Raw genomic sequence first — 22,478 nt, 5'->3', positions numbered from 1 at the left:
ATTATTCCGCAGTAGCTCAGTGGTAGAGCACTCGGCTGTTAACCGAGTGGTCGTAGGTTCGAATCCTACCTGCGGAGCCATTTTGGAGAGCTGTCCGAGTGGCCGAAGGAGCACGATTGGAAATCGTGTAGGCGGGTAACCCTGTCTCAAGGGTTCAAATCCCTTGCTCTCCGCCACATTTAAATTAGGACTTCCAATATATTGGCCCGTTGGTCAAGCGGTTAAGACACCGCCCTTTCACGGCGGTAACACGGGTTCGAATCCCGTACGGGTCACCATTTTTATATTATGGAGGATTAGCTCAGCTGGGAGAGCACCTGCCTTACAAGCAGGGGGTCGGCGGTTCGAGCCCGTCATCCTCCACCATATTACTTAATTAAATAGTACTTTTATTATCGCGGGGTGGAGCAGTCTGGTAGCTCGTCGGGCTCATAACCCGAAGGTCGCAGGTTCAAATCCTGTCCCCGCAACCAAAATGGTCCCGTGGTGTAGCGGTTAACATGCCTGCCTGTCACGCAGGAGATCGCCGGTTCGATCCCGGTCGGGACCGCCATTTATGTTGGCTCGGTAGCTCAGTCGGTAGAGCAGAGGACTGAAAATCCTCGTGTCGGCGGTTCGATTCCGTCCCGAGCCACCATCTTAATTGAATAGATAAATATATATATGCCGACTTAGCTCAATTGGTAGAGCAACTGACTTGTAATCAGTAGGTTGAGGGTTCAAGTCCTTTAGTCGGCACTCTTTAACCGGAGGGGTAGCGAAGTGGCTAAACGCGGCGGACTGTAAATCCGCTCCCTGTGGGTTCGGCGGTTCGAATCCGTCCCCCTCCACCATTTTTTTATAGGGGCATAGTTTAACGGTAGAATAGAGGTCTCCAAAACCTTTGGTGTGGGTTCGATTCCTACTGCCCCTGCCAATTAAATAATAATGGCGGTTGTGGCGAAGTGGTTAACGCATCGGATTGTGGTTCCGACACTCGTGGGTTCGATTCCCATCAGTCGCCCCATATAAATTATTGTAACAAATTGAGAAACAATTGAGTAATATAAGTAATTCTTACATTATATAATATATAAATTGATGGGCTATAGCCAAGCGGTAAGGCAACGGATTTTGATTCCGTCATGCCCTGGTTCGAATCCAGGTAGCCCAGCCATATGCGGAAGTAGTTCAGTGGTAGAATACAACCTTGCCAAGGTTGGGGTCGCGGGTTCGAGCCCCGTCTTCCGCTCCAATTTACGGCGGTATAGCCAAGTGGTAAGGCAGAGGTCTGCAAAACCTTTATCATCGGTTCAAATCCGGTTACCGCCTTTTTAAATTATCCCATGCCGGGGTGGTGGAATGGCAGACACACAGGACTTAAAATCCTGCGGGGGTTGACCCCGTGCCGGTTCGAGTCCGGCCCTCGGTATCAAAAAACCTCTTACAATTGTAAGAGGTTTTTATATGATTATATAATTGGACAATTAGTAGTTCTTATACTATAATTGTTGTATATCGTTTTGGCGGTGTGGTGGAATGGCAGACACGGTAGACTCAAAATCTATTGTCTTCACGGACGTGCAGGTTCAAGTCCTGTCACCGCTATCATATAAAAACAAAAAGAAGGATTTTGCTGTATGCAGGATCCTTCTTTTTGTTTTATTTTGTATAACTTGATAAGACGAAGGTTTTGTTTAAGAAAAATACGGATTGTTGTTCTTAATAAGCATGGAAACATGATCGAGTTCACCTCCATATTAACCTTTTTGCTTTCAATTTTTTACCAATATTTACTAAGACTAAAATTCGACAAAATTTGATTTTTTTCTTGAGTTACTGACATTTGTATGTTAAATTTATATACATAGTTCAGCAATCAATACTATTTACCTATTACTTTTTAGATATATAGTTAGTTGTATGAGCATTCGATGATTTCTTATAACTTGATAACAACGCAGTGTATTGATTCCATAGAAGAACGATACATTGCGTTTTTTTATGGTTAGATTCATAAATAACTAATCTAAAATATGTATTCTAGTATATGATCATTATATCTGTACTTTTTAAACTTTGAACTTTCTGACTAGAATAGTTGATATATACTTGTACTAATGATTGTAAGGTGATATGGATGAACATAAAAGAATTTCAAAAAGAATTGATATTATATAGTAAGGAAATTGGTATAGATAAAATTGGATTTACTACTGCAGATCCTTTTGTAACCTTGAAAAGTCGGTTATATAAACAACAAGAATTGAACTATCAATCAGGTTTTGAAACAAAAGATATTGAACGTAGAACAGATGCGAGAAAGATTATGAGTGAAGCTCATTCGATCATAGCGATTGCATTAGCTTATCCCTCTAAAATGAAAGATGCCCCGAAAAGTAAAAAGGGTTCTACAAGGGGTATATTTTGTCGTGCTTCATGGGGAGAAGATTATCACACTGTTGTTAAAAAGAAATTGTTGCAGCTTGAATCATTTATTTTATTACATTATCCAAATGTAAAGGTTCAATCTATGGTGGATACAGGTGAGTTAGTAGATCGAGCAGTAGCTGAGCGAGCAGGGATTGGATGGAGTGCTAAGAATTGTTCGATTATCACACCAGAGTATGGCTCTTATGTTTATTTGGGTGAGATGATAACCTCATTACCATTTGAGCCGGATACACCAATTGAAGATCAATGTGGAGAATGTACAAAATGTATGGATGTATGTCCAACAAGCGCTATTGTCGCTCCAGGGCAATTAAATGCAAAAAACTGTATTGCATTTTTAACGCAATCAAAAGAAATGATCCCATTGGAGTTTCGAAAAGAAATAGGTAATCGTATTTATGGCTGTGATACATGTCAAACCATTTGTCCAAAGAATAAAGGCATTAATTTTAATCACCACGAAGAGATGGAACCTGATCCTGAAACGGTTAAACCATTATTACGTTCAGTATTGAAAGTAAGTAATAGGGAATTTAAAAGACAGTTTGGTCAAATGTCTGGTTCATGGAGAGGTAAAAATCCAATTCAACGAAACGCTATTATCGCATTAGCTCATTTTAAGGATGATACAGCATTAGATGACTTAAAGGATCTTGCTGTTCATGATGTTAGGCCAGTAATTCGGGGAACAGCAATTTGGGCTATTTCAGAAATAGATCGTGAAAATGGTGCCATTTTTATAAATGAATGTCTGAAAACAGAAAAAGATGAAATAGTAATAGAAGAAATTCAACGTATTCTTTTAAACTAATAATAGATGAGAGGTATAATCTCCATCTTCTCGACATCGTATAGAATATAAGCGAATGTTGAGAAGGGGGGATTTTCTTGTTAAATCGAGACTTTTTAGAACGCTATGTTAAAGAGCGTTTACAATTATACTTTGGAGATGGATCAAGAAGCCATCTCATTCAAGAAAGTGAATATTTAGCAATTCAGCGTAAGGTTGAATTATATCATCAACGAAATACCTCACTTGTAAAAGCATACGGTAGTGTAGAAGTAAAAAATATATGGACCAATGATGACATCACATATGTTAATTATACTTTGCATATTCGCTATTTTTTAAAACAAACAGACTTATATTTTGAAGAAGAACAACAAGAAAGACAAATGGCTTTAAATCATCATGAAATGGTGTATGATATAGAATTTCCTATTGAATATGAAGATGATTTTGATGAAATTGAAATGATAGTAGAAGATGAACTAGACACACCAATGGACCGGAATAATGTATACAATCGATTCAATGCTGTTAAATATGCTGAAACATGGTGGGATGGGCATAATAAGGAGTACCCTCTTTATGCGAATGATTGTACAAATTTTATTTCGCAATGTTTAAGAGCCGGTGGCTTGAAAATGAATGGTATGCCTAAAAACGCAGTTGGATGGTGGTATAAGAATTATTCAGCGAGTAGCTATAGCTGGAGAGTGGCACATGCATTAAGAAAATACTTACCAATATCTCAAACGGGGATTAAAGCGGAAGAAGTTGGAAATCCAAAGGAATTAAGTCTAGGTGATTTAATCTTATATGATTTTGAAGGCGATGGCAGATGGAACCACTGTACGATTGTAGTTGCAAAGGACGAGAATGGGGAACCATTAGTAAATGCTCATACTCAAAATAGTAGAAAGCGTTATTGGTCTTATTACGACTCAACAGCTTACACTGATCATATAAAGTATAAATATTTCCATATTGTAGATGGATTAAGTAAACCAAATATTGAATAATTCCATTCATATTACTGAATTGGTATAATAGAAGACATTGAAACAATTATAGAGGTGAAAATATGGGAATACATGTTGTATTATATCAACCACAGATTCCAGCAAATACAGGCAATATCGCACGTACATGTGCAGGAACAGATACTAGTTTGCATTTAATTCGTCCATTGGGTTTTTCAACAGATGATAAAATGCTAAAAAGAGCCGGGCTAGATTATTGGGAGCATGTGGATATTCACTATCATGATTCTTTAGATGAATTATTTTCTAAATATGAAAATGGAAAGTTTTATTTCATAACCAAATTTGGAGAAAAAACATATTCTAATTTTAATTATTCGAATCAAGATGATGAAATATTTTTCGTATTTGGTAGAGAAACGACTGGTCTACCAAAAGAGTTAATTGAAAAAAATATGGATACATGTTTAAGAATACCGATGACAGATCACATTCGTTCATTAAATCTATCTAATACAGCTGCAATTTTAATTTATGAAGCATTACGACAACAAGATTTTCGTGAGTTGCTAAAGGTAAAAGATTACTCACAGTAAAAACAAAAAGTCACCGTTCAGGTGCTTTTTTTTTGCAAAAAAAGATGCTTCTTTAATATAGGATTTTAGCGTAACATAACTTTTAAATCCTTATAAAGAAGCATCTTCTACTTATTATTTGTTTTTTAGTCCAGGTCTGTCATTATAGCCAGAAGTAAAAATTGCAGCTAAAAATGTAACGATAACTACTAAAATTAGTGTTAATCTCATCGGTATGTATCCTCCCAATTGAAAATTTCCATCTTCCCTAAACTTATTATACAAAAAAAATATAGAAATATGAAAGTAAAATTATGTATTATGTGAAATTAGTCTCGATTAAAAAATATTTTCCCTCTTAAGATATAGCATGAGTACGGACATACTCGCATATCTTTTAATAATCTCTCTTACAGATGAGAAAAAGGAGGTACTTGTCCATGGATATATTAAAGAAACTTGAGCAGCATCGTGATATGGAACAACGATTGAAATGGGAAGGCACTTTTGCTGAGTATCTTGAAATGTTAAAAGAGGAGCCATGGGTTGCCCAAACTGCACATTCAAGAATTTATAATATGATTAAAGATGCAGGAATTGAAGAAGTAAACGGAAAGAAAACGTATAGCTTCTTCAGTAACAACCTTTATGGATTAGAGGAAGCATTAGAGAGACTAGTCGAAGAATATTTCCATCCAGCTGCGAAAAGATTAGATGTAAAGAAACGTATCTTATTGTTAATGGGTCCTGTTAGTGGTGGTAAATCAACGCTAGTAACAATGTTAAAGAGAGGTTTAGAATCTTATTCACGAACAGAAAAAGGTTCTATTTTTGCTATTAAAGGTTGCCCAATGCACGAAGATCCATTACATCTAATTCCAAATCACTTAAGAGATGATTTTTTCAATGAATATGGGGTACGCATTGAAGGAAATCTATCTCCATTAAATTTAATGAGGCTTGAACAGGAGTTTGGAGGAAGAATTGAAGATGTAATCGTCGAACGGATCTTCTTATCAGAAGATCGACGAGTAGGAATCGGTACATTTAGTCCATCTGATCCTAAATCTCAAGATATAGCGGATTTAACAGGAAGTATAGACTTTTCAACAATTGCACAGTTTGGTTCAGAATCAGATCCTCGTGCTTATCGATTTGACGGGGAATTAAACAAAGCTAACCGTGGAATGATGGAATTCCAAGAGATGTTAAAATGTGATGAAAAGTTCCTATGGCACTTATTATCCCTGACACAAGAAGGAAACTTTAAGGCAGGGCGTTTTGCATTGATTTCTGCGGATGAATTAATTATTGCTCACACAAATGAAACTGAGTACAGATCATTTATTAATAATAAGAAAAATGAAGCGTTGCACTCTAGGATTATCGTTATGCCGATTCCTTATAATTTAAGGGTGAGTGAAGAAGAAAGAATTTATCAAAAAATGATTTCTGAGAGTGATGTAAGTAATGTTCATATCGCACCTCATACTTTACGAGTAGCTGCGATGTTTACGATTTTGACTAGATTAAAGGAAGCTAAACGAGGGGATATTGATCTAGTGAAAAAAATGCGATTATATGATGGTGAAATGGTAGAAGGATATAATACAGTTGATTTAGAAGAGTTGAAAAAAGAATATTTGGATGAAGGAATGCACGGAATTGATCCACGTTATGTGATTAACCGAATTTCTTCTACAATTATCCGAAAAGAAATACCTTCTATTAATGCCTTAGATGTATTGCGTTCTTTAAAAGATGGTTTAGACCAGCATCCATCTATTTCGAATGAAGATCGTGAACGTTATATGAACTTTATTTCGATTGCAAGAAAAGAGTATGACGATATTGCTAAACAAGAAGTTCAAAAAGCATTTGTTTATTCATATGAAGAATCAGCAAAAACGCTTATGGATAATTATTTAGATAATGTAGAAGCATATTGCAATAAAAACAAATTACGTGATCCGTTAACTGGTGAAGAAATGAATCCAGATGAGAAATTAATGAGATCAATTGAAGAGCAAATTGGTATTTCTGAAAATGCTAAAAAAGCCTTCCGTGAAGAAATATTAATCCGTATTTCTGCCTATGCACGTAAAGGAAAACGATTTGATTATAATTCACATGAACGATTAAAAGAAGCAATCCAAAAGAAACTTTTTTCGGATTTGAAGGATGTTGTTAAAATCACGACGTCCACAAAAACGCCTGATGAGCGTCAATTGAAGAAAATAAATGATGTAGTAAGTCGACTTATTGATGAATATGGATATAATTCAACATCTGCAAATGAATTATTACGCTATGTAGGTTCATTACTAAATCGATAAATTCTTAAAGCGGCTATCTAATTTGATAGCCGTTTTCTTTTGCATTTGTAAATTTATATTTTTATAATAAGGTTAAATGAAAAAAGAAGGGTGCTACTAATAATGAAAAGAATTCGTTTAGCAGAAAATCTTGAGTTTTCACAAATAATCCATGGTTTATGGCGCTTATCAGAATGGAATATGTCATCAGAGCAATTAATATCATTCATAGAAGAATGTATTGAATTAGATATTACAACATTTGACCACGCAGATATATATGGTGGTTATACTTGCGAAGAGATTTTTGGGAACGCTTTAGCACTTAAACCTGAGCTTCGTGAAAAAATCCAAATTGTTACGAAGTGTGGCATTAAACTAAAATCTTCTAAGTTTCCGGATCTTAAAATGAATCATTATGATACTAGTAAGGAACACATCTTAATGAGTGTAAATAACTCATTAAAAAATCTACAAACAGATTATATCGATTTACTATTAATACATAGGCCAAATCCTTTCATGAATCCGAAAGAAGTTGCTGAAGCATTTAATCAACTTCAAAAAGAAGGAAAGGTTCGTCATTTTGGTGTATCAAACTTCCTACCTTCACAGTTCAATATGCTACAGAAGCATTTAGATATGCCATTAGTAACAAATCAAATTGAAGTATCGCCAATGCAATTGGAGCATTTTGAAAAGGGAACTGTAGATTTACTTTTAGAAAAAGGAGTCGCTCCAATGATTTGGTCGCCTCTTGCTGGGGGCCAGATTTTTACAAGTCAATCCGAAGCTGCTGTTAGAGTACGTTCAATGCTAGAAGAAATTGGTGCTGAGATCGGTGCAAATTCAATAGATGAAGTTATGTATGCATGGTTATTAGTTCATCCTTCAAACATGATGCCAATAGTAGGCTCTGGAAAAATTGAAAGAGTAAAAACAGCTGTAGAATCTTCAAAATTAAGTATGACATCTGAACAATGGTTACGAATCTATGTGGCCGGAATGGGACATAATTTACCATAAAAAAAGAAGTGGATATCCTTTTGCTAAAAGAAGGATCCCACTTCTTTTTTTATATTAATATACTGTATTTCAAAGACTTGTCCTATTTTCTGAAAAAATGGGTGCAAAAAATAAAATAAAGATTGTCAATAATTGCGCCGTCTTGCATATGATAGAGTAATCCATAAAAAAGGGTAGAAATCCACCTACCGAATTAGTGTATGCATAGGTGTATTACTGTGTGACGATTTTTTTTATTTTTATAAATAAATACAACGAGAGTAAGGGAGGGAAAGAAAATGAGTAATGAAAATATAGAACAAAAGCATAATTTTACCATTTCACAGGAAGACTGGACCCTCCATCGTAAAGGACATGACGATCAACAACGCCACCAAGAGAAGGTACAAGAGGCGATAAAAAAGAACTTAGCTGATTTAATTACAGAAGAAAGTATCATCATGTCCAACGGTAGAGATGTAGTAAAAATCCCTATTCGTTCATTAGATGAGTACAAGATTCGTTATAACTATGATAAGAATAAACATGTAGGTCAAGGAACTGGCGACAGTAAAATTGGAGATGTAGTCGCAAGAGATGGCTCCCAAAGTGGTCAGCCTCAAAAAGGAGCTGGAAAAGGGCAAGGGGCAGGAAAAGAATCAGGAGAAGATTATTACGAAGCAGAGGTTTCACTAATGGAATTAGAGGAAGCTCTATTTAGTCAGTTAGAATTACCAGATTTAAAACGAAAAGAACAAGACCTAAATACCGTTGAAAATATCGAATTTAATGATATCCGAAAAACTGGGTTAATGGGGAATATTGATAAGAAACGGACAATGATGTCTGCATTCAAGCGAAATGCAATGAGAGGTACACCTGCATTTCATCCAATATCACCAGAAGACTTAAAATTCCGTACATGGAATGAAATTAGAAAACCTGAATCAAAAGCAGTTGTGCTGGCAATGATGGATACGAGCGGCAGTATGGGCCTATGGGAAAAATATATGGCTCGAAGTTTCTTCTTTTGGATGACAAGGTTTTTAAGAACAAAATATGAGTCAGTAGATATTGAATTTATTGCACATCATACAGAAGCAAAAGTTGTTACTGAAGAAGAATTTTTCACGAAAGGTGAAAGCGGAGGAACAATTTGTTCATCTGCATACCGAAAAGCACTCGAAGTAATCGATTATAAATACTCACCTGAACGCTACAATATTTATCCATTCCACTTCTCAGATGGTGATAACTTAACTTCTGACAATGCACGATGTGTTAAACTTGTGCAGGAACTAATGAAAGTAAGTAATATGTTTGGTTACGGGGAAGTAAACCAATACAACCGTCACTCTACTCTAATGTCCGCATATAAAAACATAAATGATGAGAAATTCCGCCATTATATCTTAAAACAGAAATCAGATGTGTTCCATTCTATGAAGAGCTTTTTTAAGCAGGAGCAAGAGAAAGCAGCGAAATAGAGATAGAATTAGGAGCGGAAATCAGTAGAATTTGAAAAACAGAAAAACCCTAGGCAGGGTTTTTCTGTTTTTTATCTTTTGAATATGGCAACTTCACAAATTAACAATATTAAAAAGTATGACCGGGTCTACTTTTTTAGTCGTTTTATGTAGTAAGACCAGCTTAAATGACGCCACAATCAACACTTACCCAATTCAGTGAAAATGCATTTAATAATACATAACTAGTTATAAAATTTATACAAAAGAAAAAGAGCCTTTCTTGATAACAGGAAGTGCTCTTTAACCTTATTAATCTCTAATCTAATGTTTTACTAAGTAGAAGTTTAATAAGTTTTTAAATGATTATTTATATGTAAAGATCGAGATTGTAAAAAATTAATGCGTGTTTGGATTTAGAACTATATTTATGAAATGGTTCTGTTTATTTGTTCTTTACGGCCTCTTCCCCGTAAAGCTCTCTTAAATGTGCTAAATGTAAATTTCCCCAACTATTTAATGACTCCAACATAGGTGTAATACCTTTTCCATATTCAGTGATTGAATATTCAACTTTAGGAGGGATTTGCGCATAAACTTTTCGATGAACAATATCATGATACTCTAATTCTCTTAGTTGTGATGTCAGCATTTTTTTCGTTATTTCAGGAACTAAACGTTGCAATTCACTAAACCGTAATGTTTCGTGTTGAAAGATATGAAAAAGAATTACGGGCTTCCATTTTCCTACTAAAATATCAAGAGCCGTTTCAACTGATCCATTACATTCTTCAGCCATTAACATTCCTCCTAGGTATCATTTTGTATACTAGGTCACAATTAAGTGTCTACTTCTAATGTGATTTCTTAGGGATTATTATAACAGTAGTAACAAATTTAAAACAAGGAGGAAGTAAAATGACAAGTGCAAAACTATCAATTGGAATTATTTTAGGGAGTACAAGACAAGGGCGAGTAAGCCCACAAGTCGGTGAATGGGTAGAAGGTATTGCAAAACAACGTGGTGATGCGAATTACGAAATTGTTGATATCGCTGATTTTGAACTACCGTTTTTAGGTACAACTGATGGAACAGAGCCAGGAATTAAAGCTTGGTCTGAAAAACTATCAAGCTTAGATGGTTTTGTATTTGTTGTTCAAGAATATAACCACAGCATTAGTGGTGCATTAAAAAATGCGGTTGATTTTGCACGTAATGAATGGGCTAATAAAGCAGCTGGTATTGTAAGCTATGGTTCAACTGGTGGTGCTCGTGCAGCGGAGCATTTACGCGGTATATTAGGAGAATTACAAGTAGCCGATGTAAGGGTTCATCCAACACTTTCTTTATTTACAGATTTTGAAAACTTTTCGACCTTCAAACCTGCTGAGTTACATAATAAAAATGTTAATGATATGCTTGACCAAGTTGTCGCTTGGAGCGGCGCATTAAAAACATTACGATAAATAAATTTTTATGGAAAGAGGGATATTTAACATATCCCCTTTTTTTTATGAATAAAATATATTCTCTTTTAAATGATAAAATTAGATAAATAGACTTTTATTTTTAATAAAGGACTGACCCTTAATTGATTTACTTATGATTAAATAAAGCAAATTTACGTCTAACATAAACATTCCAGGCAAATACTTAAATTGAACACAAAGGAGTGAACTAGATGGATTTTCGAACAATAGAACAAATCATGGCAGAGCAACCTTCAATAGAACGAAAGATCAAGTTTAGAGGAAATACATATAAATTAATCAATACTACCCACGACATTTCCCACCGTGAATTCACAGATCTTACGTGTTATACATATCGAAATGAAGAAATTCAGCAAAATCTTTTACTGTATTGCCGGATAGGGAAGATTGTCATCATTGAGATAGAATAAACTCATAATAGTCAGTTGTATTTAAAAGATCGCTTTAGCGGTCTTTTTTTGATGTTTGATAGAAGAAATGAAATTAAATGGAATGGTTTTATTGATCCATTCCAGCATTTATACAAGAGAAAGACTATTAAACTGGAACAAAATATGTTTGTTTTACATTAAAAAATCTTTTTCTTAAAACTTCATTAAGACATCACAATTATATATTATACTGTCTCAGGTAAATGAAACTAACCTGAGAGGTAAATGAAATGGAAGTAAATACAAATTTGGAATCACAGCCAGAGCAAGTGGTATCTAAGAAAATGTCATTGTATAAGACAATTTGGAGATGGCATTTTTATGGGGGGATGATCTTTGCACCAATATTGATTCTGTTAGCAATTACAGGTTCGATATACTTATTCAAACCTTATGTAGAACCAATGTTGGACCCTAATTTACACTATGTTGAAAAAGGCTCAAAAGAATTAACGCCAAGTTTACAATTAAAAGCCGTAAGAGATAAATATCCTGATGACGCGATTACAACATTTACAAATGTGAAAGATCCTGAACGTGCAACAGAAGTTGGAATTGCAAAAGGCGATGTTACTTACACTGTTTTCGTGAATCCGTATACAGGAAAAGTATTAGGAGAACTGCAAAATGATAAACGGTTGATGGAGATTATTGTCAAACTACATGGAGAGGTAATGGTTGGACAAATCGGGGATCATCTTGTTGAGTTATCAGCATCTTGGGCCATTATCTTGTTAGCAACTGGATTATATTTATATTTTCCTCGTAATAAGCAAACATTTCTTGATGTGATACGAATTCGAATAGGTAAAGGTTCTCGTGTATTTTGGCGAGATCTACATGCCAGTACTGGATTTTGGATGACTATTATTTTATTAATGCTAGTTTTATCAGGCTTACCTTGGGCTAGCTCATTCGGAGAGCGTTTAAATACATTTGTTGCAAAAGCTGACTTATCGAATGCACCTGAGCATTTATGGGATGGTAGTATTCAATCGACTAAAGTGACAAAAGAAGTTGCAAAAACGCCTTGGGCAGCTGAGAATATTCCAGTTCCAGAATCAGTTTATAGCAATAAAGGAATGTTACCGATTGAAAATGTAATAAAGATTGCCGAGGAGACGAATATTTATCCTGGCTATACAATCAATATGCCAGAAGGAAATACAGGTGTATATTTAATTTCTTCGTACGGCTTTGCAGCGGGCAGTGTAAAAAATTATGTAACAATGGATATAGATCAATATAGCGGGAAGGTCTTACTTGACTATCGATGGAAAGATTACAGTCTGTTTGATCAAACGGTTGAAACAGGTATCGCCTTACATGAAGGTCGATATTTTGGTGTAGCAAATTTAATTATTGATTTAATTGCTTGCTTATCGCTAATCCTCATTGTTTTAAGTGGAATTACGATGTGGTGGAAACGTAGACCAAAAGGCAAAATAGGTATACCAAAAGCAGCTGAGGGTAATAAATTTTATGTAGGTGTTTTATTCATTTCTGTAATTTGTGGACTTTTAATGCCTATGGTAGGTATATCTATCTTCTTAATTGGTTTAATTGAGTTTATTGTTAAATTCATAAAACAAAAAGTACGTCGACCAGGATTAGAATAAACAAACCATTTCAGTAATAGAATAATAGATTGCTAAGTTTTCGTAGTAACGAATACTTAGCAATTTTTTGCTAGTAGAAAAGGAAAAATTTCATATACGAGAGGTGCAAAATGAGAATAGGTAAAAAATATATTATACTTCCGTTATTGATTGTGATGATTTTGTCTGGATGTGGAAAATCAAAAGAAGCTGTTTCAAATAAATACTTAGATAGTATTAACGTTGCACTCTTAGATGAACCAACTTCAATAAATGCCGAGCATACTTATCAAGTGTCTTTAACAGATCCTAAAAACGAATTAGTGAATGTTGATTCCGTAGAGGTTATACTGACAATGAAAAGTATGAACCATAAAGCTGAAGGAAAACTTAAAAAAACCTCCAAGGGAGTTTATAAAGGCAAAATTAAATTACCAATGGATGGGTCTTGGAGTAAAATAATTGTCTTAAATAAAGGTGAACATACTCGTAAAGTTAGCGGGTCATTCATAAAGTAATAGATAAAAAAACATCTTGGAAATAGATGTTTTTTCTAATTTTACTAACCTTTTCTATCAAACTCATATCAATTAATGTCTTTGAACAAAAAACAGAAAAACCAATTTCAGGGTTTTTCTGTTTTTTAATTAATATTCTCTTTTGTTCCCTTTTTTTACATGGTTCCAGTCGACTTCAACGTTTCTTCTAATTTTTTGAAGAAGGTTAAAAACTGTCTCAATTTCGTCTGTAGAAAGTCCGGATAATGCAACTTGATTTGAATGGTCGCCTTCTCTTCTTAGAAATGGATAGATTTGTTCACCTTTATCTGTTGGAAATAATCCTTTGTTCTTTTTATTCATGCCATCATTTTTTTTCTCGATTAACCCTTGCAGTTCAAGTTTTTGAATGGCACGGGCTGCAGTTGTTCGGTCAACTTTTATCATTTCGGCTAATTTTTCTTGAATGATTCCTGGATGTTCACATATTCTGACAAGATATAAATATTGTCCTTTCGTTAGTTCAAGTTCTTTAAATTCAATATTACTAATAGAGTCTAATGCTCTAGCGATCATTCCTATTTCACGAAGTATTTCCTTCATTGATAAAACTCCTTATATTTTTTGTTGTATTTGCAACAAAAATGGGATTATACTGTTTAGTAAAGATATTTATATTATGACTCACTTATTGAAATAAATCTAGAAAAGGAATGATGAAACGTGAATGCAATGAAAATAACTGAGAACCACGACTTGAATGTGGCTTTTGAAATCAGAAAAAGCGTTTTTGTAGAGGAACAAGGTGTGCCTTTAGCGGATGAATTTGACCAATTTGATTCACTAGATGGATTAGCAGAGCATATTTTAGCTTATTATGATGGCAAGCCAGTTGGAGCAGGACGAATAAGATGGATAGATGGTTTAGGTAAATTGGAAAGAATTTGTATTTTAGAGCCTTATCGAAAATTTGGCCTTGGAAAAGTCATCATCAAAGCGTTAGAAGCAATTGCGGAAGAAAAAGGCATCACCAAAGTGAAATTGCATGGTCAAACACATGCTGAAGGGTTTTATGAGAAGCTGGGTTATCAAACTGCATCAGACGTATTTATGGAAGATGGAATTCCTCATATTTTGATGAAAAAAGAGTTAGTTTCAAAATAAGGACTACGTAATGGGAAGGTGAATAAAACGAGATATTTATTATATGGGTTAGGAATCATCATTTTAACGTTAGGAGTTGCTTTAACAATTTTATCAAATTTAGGTACATCTCCTTTTGATGCACTGTTAGTCGGATTATCTAAGACTGTGGGTTTTACGGTTGGAACATGGGAGATCATCATTGCTCTGATCTTGATCTTTTGTAATTCAATTTTAAAACGAAATAGACCAGAGTATTTGGGTTTAGCTACAGCACTTATTACGGGCATAAGTATTGATTTATGGCTATTTTTACTGGAGCATGTCATTCAGCCAGACATTTTTATTAGTAAATTGATCTGCTTTGGAATAGGTTTAGTTGTCACCGGAATGGGTAGTGCAATATATCTTCTTACAAATTTTGCACCGATTCCTGTAGACCAAACGATGTTAATTATTCGAGAAATACTTAAAGTTAATTATGTGATTTCTAAAACGATCATTTATGTTCTCTTTTTGCTATTAGCATTCATTTTTAAAGGACCAATTGGTGTTGGTACTGTATTAACAGTTTGTTTAGGCGGTCCAATTTTAAACATATGTATGCCTACTATGGAGAGACATGTAAACAAATTCTTAATGAAAAAATCTAATCATGTGGAAAATAGTCATTCTGTTTAGTTTGGATCTTTATCAAAGCAAGAATAAAGACAGAAAGAACCCCCTCCTGTATTAGAGGGGGGCTGTTATGTAAATTTCATTGTTTTTCAGTACAATCATAAATTGCATTATATAATATATTTAGCATTTCCTCTAATTCAGGTTTTGTTGAAGCTAGAGGTGGCATAAAGACGATTACGTTTCCAAGTGGACGAGTTAACAAACCTAATTCTTTTGCTCTTTTTGTAACTCGAACACCAATTCGATCATTCCAATGAAACGGCTCCTTCGTCTCTTTAGAGAGGACAAGTTCAATTCCAATCATGACTCCGCTTTGACGAATGTCCCCAACATGCTGTAAGTCATAAAATTTTCTTGATGACTCTTCAATAAAGACACTTATTTCTTCAACATGGTTTATTAATTGATTTTCTTCGAATAAGTCTAAGTTCGCTAATGCAACAGCACATCCAAGTGGATTGCCTGTATAACTATGACCGTGGAAAAAAGTTTTTTGTTCTTCATATGTTCCTAAAAATGCTTCATAAATAGTATTCGTCGTTAAAGTTGCGGAAACAGGAAGATATCCTCCTGTTAATCCTTTCCCACAAGTCAAAATATCTGGTGTAATTCCTTCAAGTTCACAAGCAAACATTTTCCCCGTTCGTCCAAAACCTGTTGCTACTTCATCAGCAATTAATAATACCTCATATTTTTTACATAATGCATCTAATCCTTTTAAATAACCTGGTGGCATCACAATAATCCCACTTGCACCTTGAACAATTGGCTCAATGATCAATGCAGCGATTGTATCCGCTTTTTCGATAAATAGACTTTCAACTTCATTTAAATAAGCTTTTGTTACTTCCTCAAGTGTTCCTTCATACTTTGAACGATAAAGATGTGGATAGGAGAGTTTAATACTAGGAAATAGTAAATCACTATAGGCTTGATGAAATAAATCAATTGCTCCTACTGAAACGGCTCCAATTGTATCTCCATGATAAGCTTCCTTCATTGTGACAAATATGTTTTTTTCTTTTCTTCCAATATTTCTCCAATATTGATAGGCCATTTTAATAGCAATCTCAACGGCTGTTGCACCTGAGTCTGAATAAAATACTTTTTCTAAACCATCGGGCGCAATATTGACTAGTCTTTCTGCTAAAAGAATAGCAGGAATATTGGCCATCCCTAATAATGTTGAATGTGCAACCTTGTTTAATTGCTCATTAATTGCTTCGTTTAATTCTTTAATATTATGTCCGTGAACGTTTAACCAGATTGATGATACACCATCGTAATATTCATTACCCAATACATCAAATAATTTTCTATCTTTACCATGTGATATGATAAGCGGTTCCTCGTTTATGTAATCTTGCATTTGAGTAAATGGGTGCCATACATATTGTTTATTTTTCATTGATAGTTCTTGGTAAAGCTCTTTCTCCATATGTTAACCTCCTAAGTATATATGTTAACCTAAACAACAAAATAGGTTGACATATATTTTATTAGCATGGTAATTTAATTTTATTAGTTTGTCAATTCGAAAGATTAATAGGGAGGATGTTATGCAGAACAAAACTTTATCTTTAACAGTCATATCTTTATTTGCATCATTAACATCAATTGGAGCATTTATAAAAATTCCTTTACCAGTCATTCCTTTCACTCTTCAAGTATTATTTGTGTTTTTAGCTGGGTGTCTGTTGGGGAGTAAACGAGGATTCATTAGCCAGTCATTGTATGTTGGAATGGGTTTAATCGGAATACCAGTTTTTGCTTCTGGGGGAGGTCCAGAATATATTTTAAAACCAACTTTCGGCTATTTGGTCGGATTCATTGCTGCTGCATATGTGATTGGATTGATCATTGAAAAAATAAAACAGCCAGATCTCAAACACTTTATGTTTGCTAATTTAGTCGGTTTACTGATTGTTTATAGCTTTGGAATTCTTTATGTTTATATTTCATTAAACACATGGCTGGACAGTCCGACTTCTTTTAAAGCAGTTATGATGATGGGATTTGTTTATAGTGTTGGCCAGGATATTTGCTTAGCTTTCATTGGAAGTATTTTGGCGAAACGATTATATGGCCATTTTTCTAAAGTTAGAAGTAATGAAAAGAAGTTGGCTGCATGATATGGGAAAAGGATATTTTATTACCGGAACAGATACGAATATTGGTAAAACATTCGTTACATCGCATTTAGTTGCAGCCATGCAGCAGTTAAGCGTTGACGCGATTCCTTATAAACCGATTCAAAGTGGAGTAGTGAAAAAGAATAATAGATTAGTAGGGGAAGATGTTGCATTTTATAAGGAATATTTAGACCTTAAAGAGGATTATTCTTATTACAATATGTATACACTTGAAACGCCTGTATCTCCACATTTGGCTAGTAAACTAGAAAATGTGGAGATTCATGAAGAGGTTATAGTTGAACGTTATAAAGAACTAGAAGAACAACATGATGTTGTATTTGTGGAAGGTGCTGGTGGAGTAGCAGTTCCTTTAAAAGAGGACTTTGACACAATCGATTTAATGAAAAAATTAAAACTACCTGTCATCATTGTTACAACGTTAAAGCTAGGTACATTAAATCATACATTACTAACAACCGAATACTTAAAATCTCATCAAATTGAGATCAAAGGTTTAATCATAAACAAAGTACCTTCGAGATTAAATGTAATGGAAAAAGATAATGTAATGATGATGAAAAAAATGACGGGTCTTGATGTAATTGGTTTAATACCTGAATACAAACAGCCAGAGGATTTTACGAAATTCAGTAATCTCCAGTTTCAAAATATGATCATGACTGAAAAATTGATATTAAGTGAGGGATTTGATGAATTGGACTAATTTAGCGCAGGAAGTAATTTTAGGGAAAGAACTCACCGATAAAGAAGCAATGCAAATCATAACATGTGACGACGATGAGATTCTTCTACTATTACAAGGTGCATTTACAATACGAAAACATTATTATGGAAAAAAAGTGAAACTGAATATGATCATTAATGCGAAAAGTGGCTATTGTCCAGAGGATTGTGGCTATTGTTCACAGTCGTCTATTTCTAGCGCTCCGATTGAAAAATATCCTTTTTTATCTAAAGAAGAAATTCTAGAAGGTGCAAAGCGAGCTTTTGAGTTAAAAGCTGGAACTTATTGTATTGTAGCAAGTGGTAGAGGGCCAACGAATCGTGATGTTCATACAGTTACTGAGGCTGTAAAAGAAATAAAGGAGATGTACGGATTAAAAGTGTGTGCTTGTTTAGGGATCATAAAAGACGAACAAGCAAGTGATTTAAAAGAAGCTGGTGTAGATCGATATAATCATAATTTAAATACTTCCAAGGAGCACCATGATTACATAACGTCCACTCATACGTATCAGGATCGTATTGATACAGTTGAAAAAATTAAGAAGTCTGGTATTTCTCCTTGTTCTGGTGCAATCATTGGTATGAAGGAAACGAAGGAGGATGTTATATCCTTAGCGAGATCTTTGCGTGAATTAGATGCAGATTCAATTCCAGTTAACTTCTTACATGCGATCAAAGGAACAAAGCTTGAAGGTGTGAATGAGTTAAATCCGCGCTATTGTTTAAAAGTGTTAGCACTTTTTAGATATATGAACCCAACAAAGGAAATAAGAATTTCTGGCGGTCGAGAAGTAAATCTTCGTAGTTTACAACCATTAGGACTGTACGCTGCAAATAGTATTTTCATAGGTGACTATTTAACGACAGAAGGTCAGGAAACAAATAGTGACCATAAAATGTTGGAGGACCTAGGCTTTGAAATAGAATTGGTTCAAAAACAAGAAGAGCTTTGTCTTTAAATTGAATAGAAGCTACATAGTAAAGCTGCTAATTGATATGCAGCTTTTTTTTATTTTCTCAAGATTGGTAGACAGGGATATTTTGAAATAAAAAGAATATCTTCATAACAGTAGAAGCTGAAGAAAGGGTGAAGTTTATGGCATATCAATCTAGATTTATAACGATTAATGGATTGGAAGTGCATTTCACTGAATGGGGGGATTCACAAAAGCCTACAGTCGTATGTTGGCATGGCTTAACTAGAAACGGACGTGATTTTGATATCATAGCGAGCAATTTAGCCAAAAACTATCGTGTCATTTGCCCGGATACCATTGGAAGAGGATTGAGCCAATGGAGTACAAATCCTGAGTATGATTATTGCTTTGAGCACTATAGTAATCTTGCTATCGCATTACTAGATCATCTTGAAATTGAACAGGTACGTTGGCTTGGAACTTCTATGGGAGGAGCAATTGGTATTCGAATTGCGGGAACTTCGACTCATCAAAACCGCATTAGCCATCTAGTATTAAATGATATTGGTGCAGGTGCATCCGAAAATAGTCCTAAGGATATTGAAGGCATAAAACGAATTATTCGTTATGTTGGAGCTCCTCCAGTTTTCAATACGTTTAGTGAACTGATGAATTATTATAAAATGATTTATGCTTCATTTGGTCTATATAATGAAGATGAATGGAATCACTTTACTAAACATTCATGTAGAAGAAGTGATACGGGTGGTTTTAGTCCAGATTATGATCCAAACATTGCTTTACAATTTCAGCATGAAGAAGACTTAAACCTGTGGGCGTATTGGGAAAAAGTTCAGTCTAAAGCATTACTGATTAGAGGGGGAATATCTGACGTTTTACCATTAGATGTTGCGTTGAAAATGGAGCAAAAACCAAATTGCCAATTAGTGACGATTCCAAAATTAGGTCACGCACCGGCATTAAATACAAATGAACAGATTTCAATGATAGAAAACTTTATGCAATTATAAAAGAAAACAAGGCAACCTATATAGGGTTTTCTATTTAAATTCTTCAAAATTTTTATATATGATACAATGATTAGTAATCAAACTTTTTAAAGGTAAGGTATATTTATGAAGAAAAAATTAAGTAAACTTTTAATAGGAATACTATTAATCTTTCTAATTTTATTTGGATTGTATAAATTAATGAATTCAAGATCATTTCAATTATTTGGTGGACTAACTGATTCTGTGGAAACAAATCAAAAGGTGGTCGCTCTAACATTCGATGATGGTCCAACTAAAAATGTTGATGAAATTCTTCCATTGTTAGAACAGTATAATGTAAAGGCTACATTTTTCTTAATTGGTAATGAAATAGAAAAAAATCCTGAAGAAGCCAAAAAAATAGTCAGTGCTGGTCATCAAGTAGGAAACCATACATATTCACATGACCGAATGGTATTAAAATCACCATCCTTTATAAAAGAAGAAATTGAGAAGACAGATGAATTAATTAGGGATGTTGGATATAAAGGTGAAATAGATTTTAGACCGCCAAACGGCAAAAAAATGATTGGATTGCCATATTATTTAAACAAAGTACAAAAAGAGACAATTACTTGGAATATTGAGCCTGATACTTACTATAGTTCTGCATCTGACAAAGTAAAGTATGTTAAAAAGAATATAAAACCAGGGTCAATCATTTTACTTCATCCAATGTATGATAAAACCGGAAATGAATTGAAAACAATTGAAGAAATCTTGCAGTCATTAACAAAAGAAGGGTATCAGTTTGTGACTGTAGAAGAACTTCAGAAAATGGAATAAACTATCCTTTGAATGTAAAAACCACCTAAAAATTAGGTGGTTTTTTTATAACCTTACTTTTCGTTTTTCAAACCGACTTTTATTGGATCCAGTTTTACAGAATGAGAATTCAAACCCAGAATGCCAAATGGAACCATTAGTGAATAATCATTTTCATTAAATCCTTTAACTCCCTCAATAGGAAAGGTAGATTGATAATGTAACGTTTCTTCATCTACAACACTAGCTTTTTTAGCATAAAGTATGGAATCTGCTTTTAAATTTTCAAATAGAGCCTGGCCAGTTAGTCCATTTGTATCTTTAGATTTGACTAGTTTAATCTGATCCACAAAGTTTTGTAGGATGTCTTTTCTTACATCTGATGTATTGATATTTTTAAGTGTATAATCGACAATAAAAAGCTGACTCTTTTTCTGTACCTTTTCAATGTTCATGATATATCCAAATCGCTTGCTGACTATTTTACGAGGTAGTACACCAATAGATTGTATTGTCTCATCTTCGGATCTCGAGAACTCAGGATAAATCATTAAATAATTAGCTTTTTTATTTATTTCACTTTTAAATGTAGCGCGCTCTTGATCAACATGTTCTAGATTAAGTTTTTCTCCATGATCATCATAAACTCTAATAGATAACGTATCACTTTCATCAATTACTTTCGTTTGATAATTCATAATCGTAGTTGCTTTTCCTTTGATGACGGACTGCATTTTTAAAGAATAAGCACCATCTTGTGATGAAGTTTTAGCATTCGATGTAATTTCTTCAGCAAGTATTTGTTGGACGGGAACGTGAAAACTCCAATTACCTTTTTTTCCTCCCATGTATGTAAAAGTTAACGGTAAGTTAATTTTCGAAGGTAGGGTTTTAAGTGGATATTCTAATGTCATTGCCCCAATGTATTCTTCACCTTTTTTCAGCAGTGGCTCTCTTGTACTAGACCACTGCTTTTGTTTTGCACCATTAAATTGTTGGATTGAATAACCTGCTTCTGGTCCAGTACTAGTCAGATTCTCCGATATTCCTTTTCCATCAGCTTTAAAAGTAATACCAATATTATTTCCATCATAATACGCACTGGTCACCGTTACATCAATACCATGATCACTTGCCTTTTCATTCAGTTTACCAACCATTCCATTGGATTCTAGTTTTTTCCCGACTTCAGAATGGAAATTTTCATAGATAGAACCTATGATTGGAACACTTGCTAAAACGGCTGTGACTGGTTGAAAAACAAACCCCGACACAAATAAAAGTGAAGCAGCTATTGTTGCAATATATGCCATTTTCTTTGGTTGAAATTTTTTCTTTGTTTTTTTAATCTCATCTTTTCCTAAAGCAATTCCTCTATGTATTGCAGTAAATACTTCTTCTTTTGGTACATCTATATCAGCTAATTGTTCATTAAACCATTCTTTGTTCATAATTCT

General features: G+C 34.3%; 21 protein-coding genes and 16 tRNA genes. 33 read left to right on the top strand and 4 right to left on the bottom strand.

The window, feature by feature from the left end:
- Window positions 1-5 precede the first annotated feature (5 nt).
- The 22 genes from V7056_RS13955 (at window position 6) to yhbH (ending at window position 9,582) form a co-directional block, all read left to right on the top strand.
- A tRNA-Asn gene (locus V7056_RS13955) sits at window positions 6-80 on the top strand.
- 4 nt (window positions 81-84) lie between these two features.
- Window positions 85-176: transfer RNA gene (locus V7056_RS13950), tRNA-Ser, on the top strand.
- A 27-nt stretch (window positions 177-203) separates the two neighbouring features.
- Window positions 204-278: transfer RNA gene (locus V7056_RS13945), tRNA-Glu, on the top strand.
- 12 nt (window positions 279-290) lie between these two features.
- Window positions 291-366 (top strand) — tRNA-Val (locus tag V7056_RS13940).
- A 30-nt stretch (window positions 367-396) separates the two neighbouring features.
- A tRNA-Met gene (locus tag V7056_RS13935) sits at window positions 397-473 on the top strand.
- Window positions 474-477: 4 nt separating this feature from the next.
- A tRNA-Asp gene (locus V7056_RS13930) sits at window positions 478-553 on the top strand.
- Window positions 554-561: 8 nt separating this feature from the next.
- Window positions 562-637 (top strand) — tRNA-Phe (locus V7056_RS13925).
- 28 nt (window positions 638-665) lie between these two features.
- Window positions 666-738 (top strand) — tRNA-Thr (locus V7056_RS13920).
- Between the two features lie 10 nt (window positions 739-748).
- Window positions 749-833: transfer RNA gene (locus V7056_RS13915), tRNA-Tyr, on the top strand.
- Window positions 834-842: 9 nt separating this feature from the next.
- A tRNA-Trp gene (locus V7056_RS13910) sits at window positions 843-916 on the top strand.
- Between the two features lie 14 nt (window positions 917-930).
- A tRNA-His gene (locus tag V7056_RS13905) sits at window positions 931-1,006 on the top strand.
- Window positions 1,007-1,081: 75 nt separating this feature from the next.
- A tRNA-Gln gene (locus tag V7056_RS13900) sits at window positions 1,082-1,156 on the top strand.
- Between the two features lie 3 nt (window positions 1,157-1,159).
- Window positions 1,160-1,234: transfer RNA gene (locus tag V7056_RS13895), tRNA-Gly, on the top strand.
- A 6-nt stretch (window positions 1,235-1,240) separates the two neighbouring features.
- Window positions 1,241-1,311 (top strand) — tRNA-Cys (locus tag V7056_RS13890).
- A gap of 16 nt (window positions 1,312-1,327) precedes the next feature.
- Window positions 1,328-1,411 (top strand) — tRNA-Leu (locus V7056_RS13885).
- A gap of 93 nt (window positions 1,412-1,504) precedes the next feature.
- Window positions 1,505-1,587, top strand: a tRNA-Leu gene (locus V7056_RS13880).
- Window positions 1,588-2,119: 532 nt separating this feature from the next.
- Complete coding sequence (gene queG / locus V7056_RS13875; protein WP_499702861.1) at window positions 2,120-3,244, top strand: tRNA epoxyqueuosine(34) reductase QueG; 1,125 nt, start codon at window positions 2,120-2,122, stop codon at window positions 3,242-3,244.
- Window positions 3,245-3,321: 77 nt separating this feature from the next.
- A complete protein-coding gene (locus tag V7056_RS13870; RefSeq protein ID WP_499702860.1) occupies window positions 3,322-4,239 on the top strand; it encodes an amidase domain-containing protein in 918 nt (305 codons plus the stop codon).
- 62 nt (window positions 4,240-4,301) lie between these two features.
- Window positions 4,302-4,796, top strand: a complete 495-nt coding sequence (gene trmL / locus V7056_RS13865; protein WP_499702858.1) for a tRNA (uridine(34)/cytosine(34)/5-carboxymethylaminomethyluridine(34)-2'-O)-methyltransferase TrmL — start codon at window positions 4,302-4,304, stop codon at window positions 4,794-4,796.
- 419 nt (window positions 4,797-5,215) lie between these two features.
- The gene (locus tag V7056_RS13860; RefSeq protein ID WP_499702856.1) at window positions 5,216-7,111 is read left to right on the top strand and encodes a PrkA family serine protein kinase; all 1,896 of its coding nucleotides are present in this window, start codon (window positions 5,216-5,218) and stop codon (window positions 7,109-7,111) included.
- A gap of 102 nt (window positions 7,112-7,213) precedes the next feature.
- Complete coding sequence (locus V7056_RS13855; RefSeq protein WP_499702854.1) at window positions 7,214-8,116, top strand: aldo/keto reductase; 903 nt, start codon at window positions 7,214-7,216, stop codon at window positions 8,114-8,116.
- 278 nt (window positions 8,117-8,394) lie between these two features.
- Entirely contained in the window at window positions 8,395-9,582 is a 1,188-nt protein-coding gene (gene yhbH, locus V7056_RS13850; protein WP_192600798.1) for a sporulation protein YhbH, read from the top strand.
- A gap of 424 nt (window positions 9,583-10,006) precedes the next feature.
- Here the strand turns inward: yhbH and V7056_RS13845 are convergent, their stop codons facing one another.
- Window positions 10,007-10,360, bottom strand: a complete 354-nt coding sequence (locus V7056_RS13845) for a winged helix-turn-helix transcriptional regulator (protein ID WP_499702851.1) — start codon at window positions 10,358-10,360, stop codon at window positions 10,007-10,009.
- A gap of 119 nt (window positions 10,361-10,479) precedes the next feature.
- Here V7056_RS13845 and V7056_RS13840 point away from each other — a divergent pair, with 119 nt between their 5' ends.
- From V7056_RS13840 to V7056_RS13825, 4 genes are all read left to right on the top strand, one after another.
- Entirely contained in the window at window positions 10,480-11,028 is a 549-nt protein-coding gene (locus tag V7056_RS13840; RefSeq protein WP_499702849.1) for an NADPH-dependent FMN reductase, read from the top strand.
- Between the two features lie 215 nt (window positions 11,029-11,243).
- The gene (locus V7056_RS13835) at window positions 11,244-11,465 is read left to right on the top strand and encodes a hypothetical protein (protein ID WP_499702847.1); all 222 of its coding nucleotides are present in this window, start codon (window positions 11,244-11,246) and stop codon (window positions 11,463-11,465) included.
- A gap of 251 nt (window positions 11,466-11,716) precedes the next feature.
- Window positions 11,717-13,105 carry a PepSY-associated TM helix domain-containing protein gene (locus tag V7056_RS13830; protein ID WP_499702846.1) on the top strand — a complete coding sequence of 463 codons (1,389 nt, stop codon included), beginning with the start codon at window positions 11,717-11,719 and terminating at the stop codon, window positions 13,103-13,105.
- A 110-nt stretch (window positions 13,106-13,215) separates the two neighbouring features.
- Window positions 13,216-13,602, top strand: coding sequence for a FixH family protein (locus V7056_RS13825; RefSeq protein WP_499702844.1), 387 nt, complete (start codon window positions 13,216-13,218; stop codon window positions 13,600-13,602).
- A 129-nt stretch (window positions 13,603-13,731) separates the two neighbouring features.
- On the opposite strand, the gene V7056_RS13820 is transcribed toward V7056_RS13825, so the two are convergent.
- On the bottom strand, window positions 13,732-14,184 hold the full coding sequence (locus V7056_RS13820; RefSeq protein WP_499702842.1) for a MarR family winged helix-turn-helix transcriptional regulator: 453 nt from the start codon (window positions 14,182-14,184) through the stop codon (window positions 13,732-13,734).
- A 120-nt stretch (window positions 14,185-14,304) separates the two neighbouring features.
- Between V7056_RS13820 and V7056_RS13815 the strand changes: the two genes are divergently transcribed.
- Both V7056_RS13815 and V7056_RS13810 read left to right on the top strand, forming a co-directional pair.
- Window positions 14,305-14,745 carry a GNAT family N-acetyltransferase gene (locus tag V7056_RS13815; RefSeq protein WP_499702840.1) on the top strand — a complete coding sequence of 147 codons (441 nt, stop codon included), beginning with the start codon at window positions 14,305-14,307 and terminating at the stop codon, window positions 14,743-14,745.
- An 18-nt stretch (window positions 14,746-14,763) separates the two neighbouring features.
- Window positions 14,764-15,405 carry a YczE/YyaS/YitT family protein gene (locus tag V7056_RS13810; RefSeq protein WP_499702838.1) on the top strand — a complete coding sequence of 214 codons (642 nt, stop codon included), beginning with the start codon at window positions 14,764-14,766 and terminating at the stop codon, window positions 15,403-15,405.
- Window positions 15,406-15,481: 76 nt separating this feature from the next.
- Here the strand turns inward: V7056_RS13810 and bioA are convergent, their stop codons facing one another.
- A complete protein-coding gene (gene bioA / locus V7056_RS13805) occupies window positions 15,482-16,843 on the bottom strand; it encodes an adenosylmethionine--8-amino-7-oxononanoate transaminase (RefSeq protein ID WP_499702836.1) in 1,362 nt (453 codons plus the stop codon).
- Between the two features lie 121 nt (window positions 16,844-16,964).
- Between bioA and V7056_RS13800 the strand changes: the two genes are divergently transcribed.
- The 5 genes from V7056_RS13800 (at window position 16,965) to V7056_RS13780 (ending at window position 21,042) form a co-directional block, all read left to right on the top strand.
- Window positions 16,965-17,537, top strand: coding sequence for a biotin transporter BioY (locus tag V7056_RS13800; protein ID WP_499702835.1), 573 nt, complete (start codon window positions 16,965-16,967; stop codon window positions 17,535-17,537).
- Window positions 17,515-18,264, top strand: a complete 750-nt coding sequence (gene bioD, locus V7056_RS13795; RefSeq protein ID WP_499702833.1) for a dethiobiotin synthase — start codon at window positions 17,515-17,517, stop codon at window positions 18,262-18,264. The genes V7056_RS13800 and bioD overlap by 23 nt, the downstream gene beginning before the upstream one ends.
- Window positions 18,251-19,246 (top strand): biotin synthase BioB, encoded by a 996-nt coding sequence (gene bioB / locus V7056_RS13790; RefSeq protein WP_499702831.1) that lies wholly within the window; start codon window positions 18,251-18,253, stop codon window positions 19,244-19,246. Before bioD ends, bioB begins: the two co-directional genes overlap by 14 nt.
- A 137-nt stretch (window positions 19,247-19,383) precedes the next feature.
- Window positions 19,384-20,235, top strand: a complete 852-nt coding sequence (locus V7056_RS13785) for an alpha/beta fold hydrolase (RefSeq protein WP_499702829.1) — start codon at window positions 19,384-19,386, stop codon at window positions 20,233-20,235.
- 105 nt (window positions 20,236-20,340) lie between these two features.
- Complete coding sequence (locus V7056_RS13780; RefSeq protein ID WP_499702828.1) at window positions 20,341-21,042, top strand: polysaccharide deacetylase family protein; 702 nt, start codon at window positions 20,341-20,343, stop codon at window positions 21,040-21,042.
- 53 nt (window positions 21,043-21,095) lie between these two features.
- On the opposite strand, the gene V7056_RS13775 is transcribed toward V7056_RS13780, so the two are convergent.
- Window positions 21,096-22,478: DUF4179 domain-containing protein (locus V7056_RS13775; protein WP_499702826.1), on the bottom strand; the 1,383-nt coding region annotated here is incomplete at its 5' end.

Origin of the sequence: Bacillus sp. JJ664 (genome assembly GCF_036962205.1) — a bacterium.
In the GTDB taxonomy this organism is placed as follows: domain Bacteria; phylum Bacillota; class Bacilli; order Bacillales; family Bacillaceae_G; genus Gottfriedia.
Note: the sequence above shows the minus strand (reverse complement) of the source record. Positions and strands in the feature narration are given on the sequence as shown.

Bases quoted from the DNA above. Each gene is read 5' to 3' on its own strand.
- queG (WP_499702861.1), top strand. From the start codon at position 2,120: ATGAACATAAAAGAATTTCAAAAAGAATTGATATTATATAGTAAGGAA.
- trmL (WP_499702858.1), top strand. From the start codon at position 4,302: ATGGGAATACATGTTGTATTATATCAACCACAGATTCCAGCAAATACA.
- V7056_RS13860 (WP_499702856.1), top strand. From the start codon at position 5,216: ATGGATATATTAAAGAAACTTGAGCAGCATCGTGATATGGAACAACGA.
- V7056_RS13855 (WP_499702854.1), top strand. From the start codon at position 7,214: ATGAAAAGAATTCGTTTAGCAGAAAATCTTGAGTTTTCACAAATAATC.
- yhbH (WP_192600798.1), top strand. From the start codon at position 8,395: ATGAGTAATGAAAATATAGAACAAAAGCATAATTTTACCATTTCACAG.
- V7056_RS13845 (WP_499702851.1), bottom strand. From the start codon at position 10,360: ATGGCTGAAGAATGTAATGGATCAGTTGAAACGGCTCTTGATATTTTA.
- V7056_RS13840 (WP_499702849.1), top strand. From the start codon at position 10,480: ATGACAAGTGCAAAACTATCAATTGGAATTATTTTAGGGAGTACAAGA.
- V7056_RS13835 (WP_499702847.1), top strand. From the start codon at position 11,244: ATGGATTTTCGAACAATAGAACAAATCATGGCAGAGCAACCTTCAATA.
- V7056_RS13830 (WP_499702846.1), top strand. From the start codon at position 11,717: ATGGAAGTAAATACAAATTTGGAATCACAGCCAGAGCAAGTGGTATCT.
- V7056_RS13825 (WP_499702844.1), top strand. From the start codon at position 13,216: ATGAGAATAGGTAAAAAATATATTATACTTCCGTTATTGATTGTGATG.
- V7056_RS13820 (WP_499702842.1), bottom strand. From the start codon at position 14,184: ATGAAGGAAATACTTCGTGAAATAGGAATGATCGCTAGAGCATTAGAC.
- bioA (WP_499702836.1), bottom strand. From the start codon at position 16,843: ATGGAGAAAGAGCTTTACCAAGAACTATCAATGAAAAATAAACAATAT.
- V7056_RS13800 (WP_499702835.1), top strand. From the start codon at position 16,965: ATGCAGAACAAAACTTTATCTTTAACAGTCATATCTTTATTTGCATCA.
- bioD (WP_499702833.1), top strand. From the start codon at position 17,515: ATGAAAAGAAGTTGGCTGCATGATATGGGAAAAGGATATTTTATTACC.
- bioB (WP_499702831.1), top strand. From the start codon at position 18,251: ATGAATTGGACTAATTTAGCGCAGGAAGTAATTTTAGGGAAAGAACTC.
- V7056_RS13785 (WP_499702829.1), top strand. From the start codon at position 19,384: ATGGCATATCAATCTAGATTTATAACGATTAATGGATTGGAAGTGCAT.
- V7056_RS13780 (WP_499702828.1), top strand. From the start codon at position 20,341: ATGAAGAAAAAATTAAGTAAACTTTTAATAGGAATACTATTAATCTTT.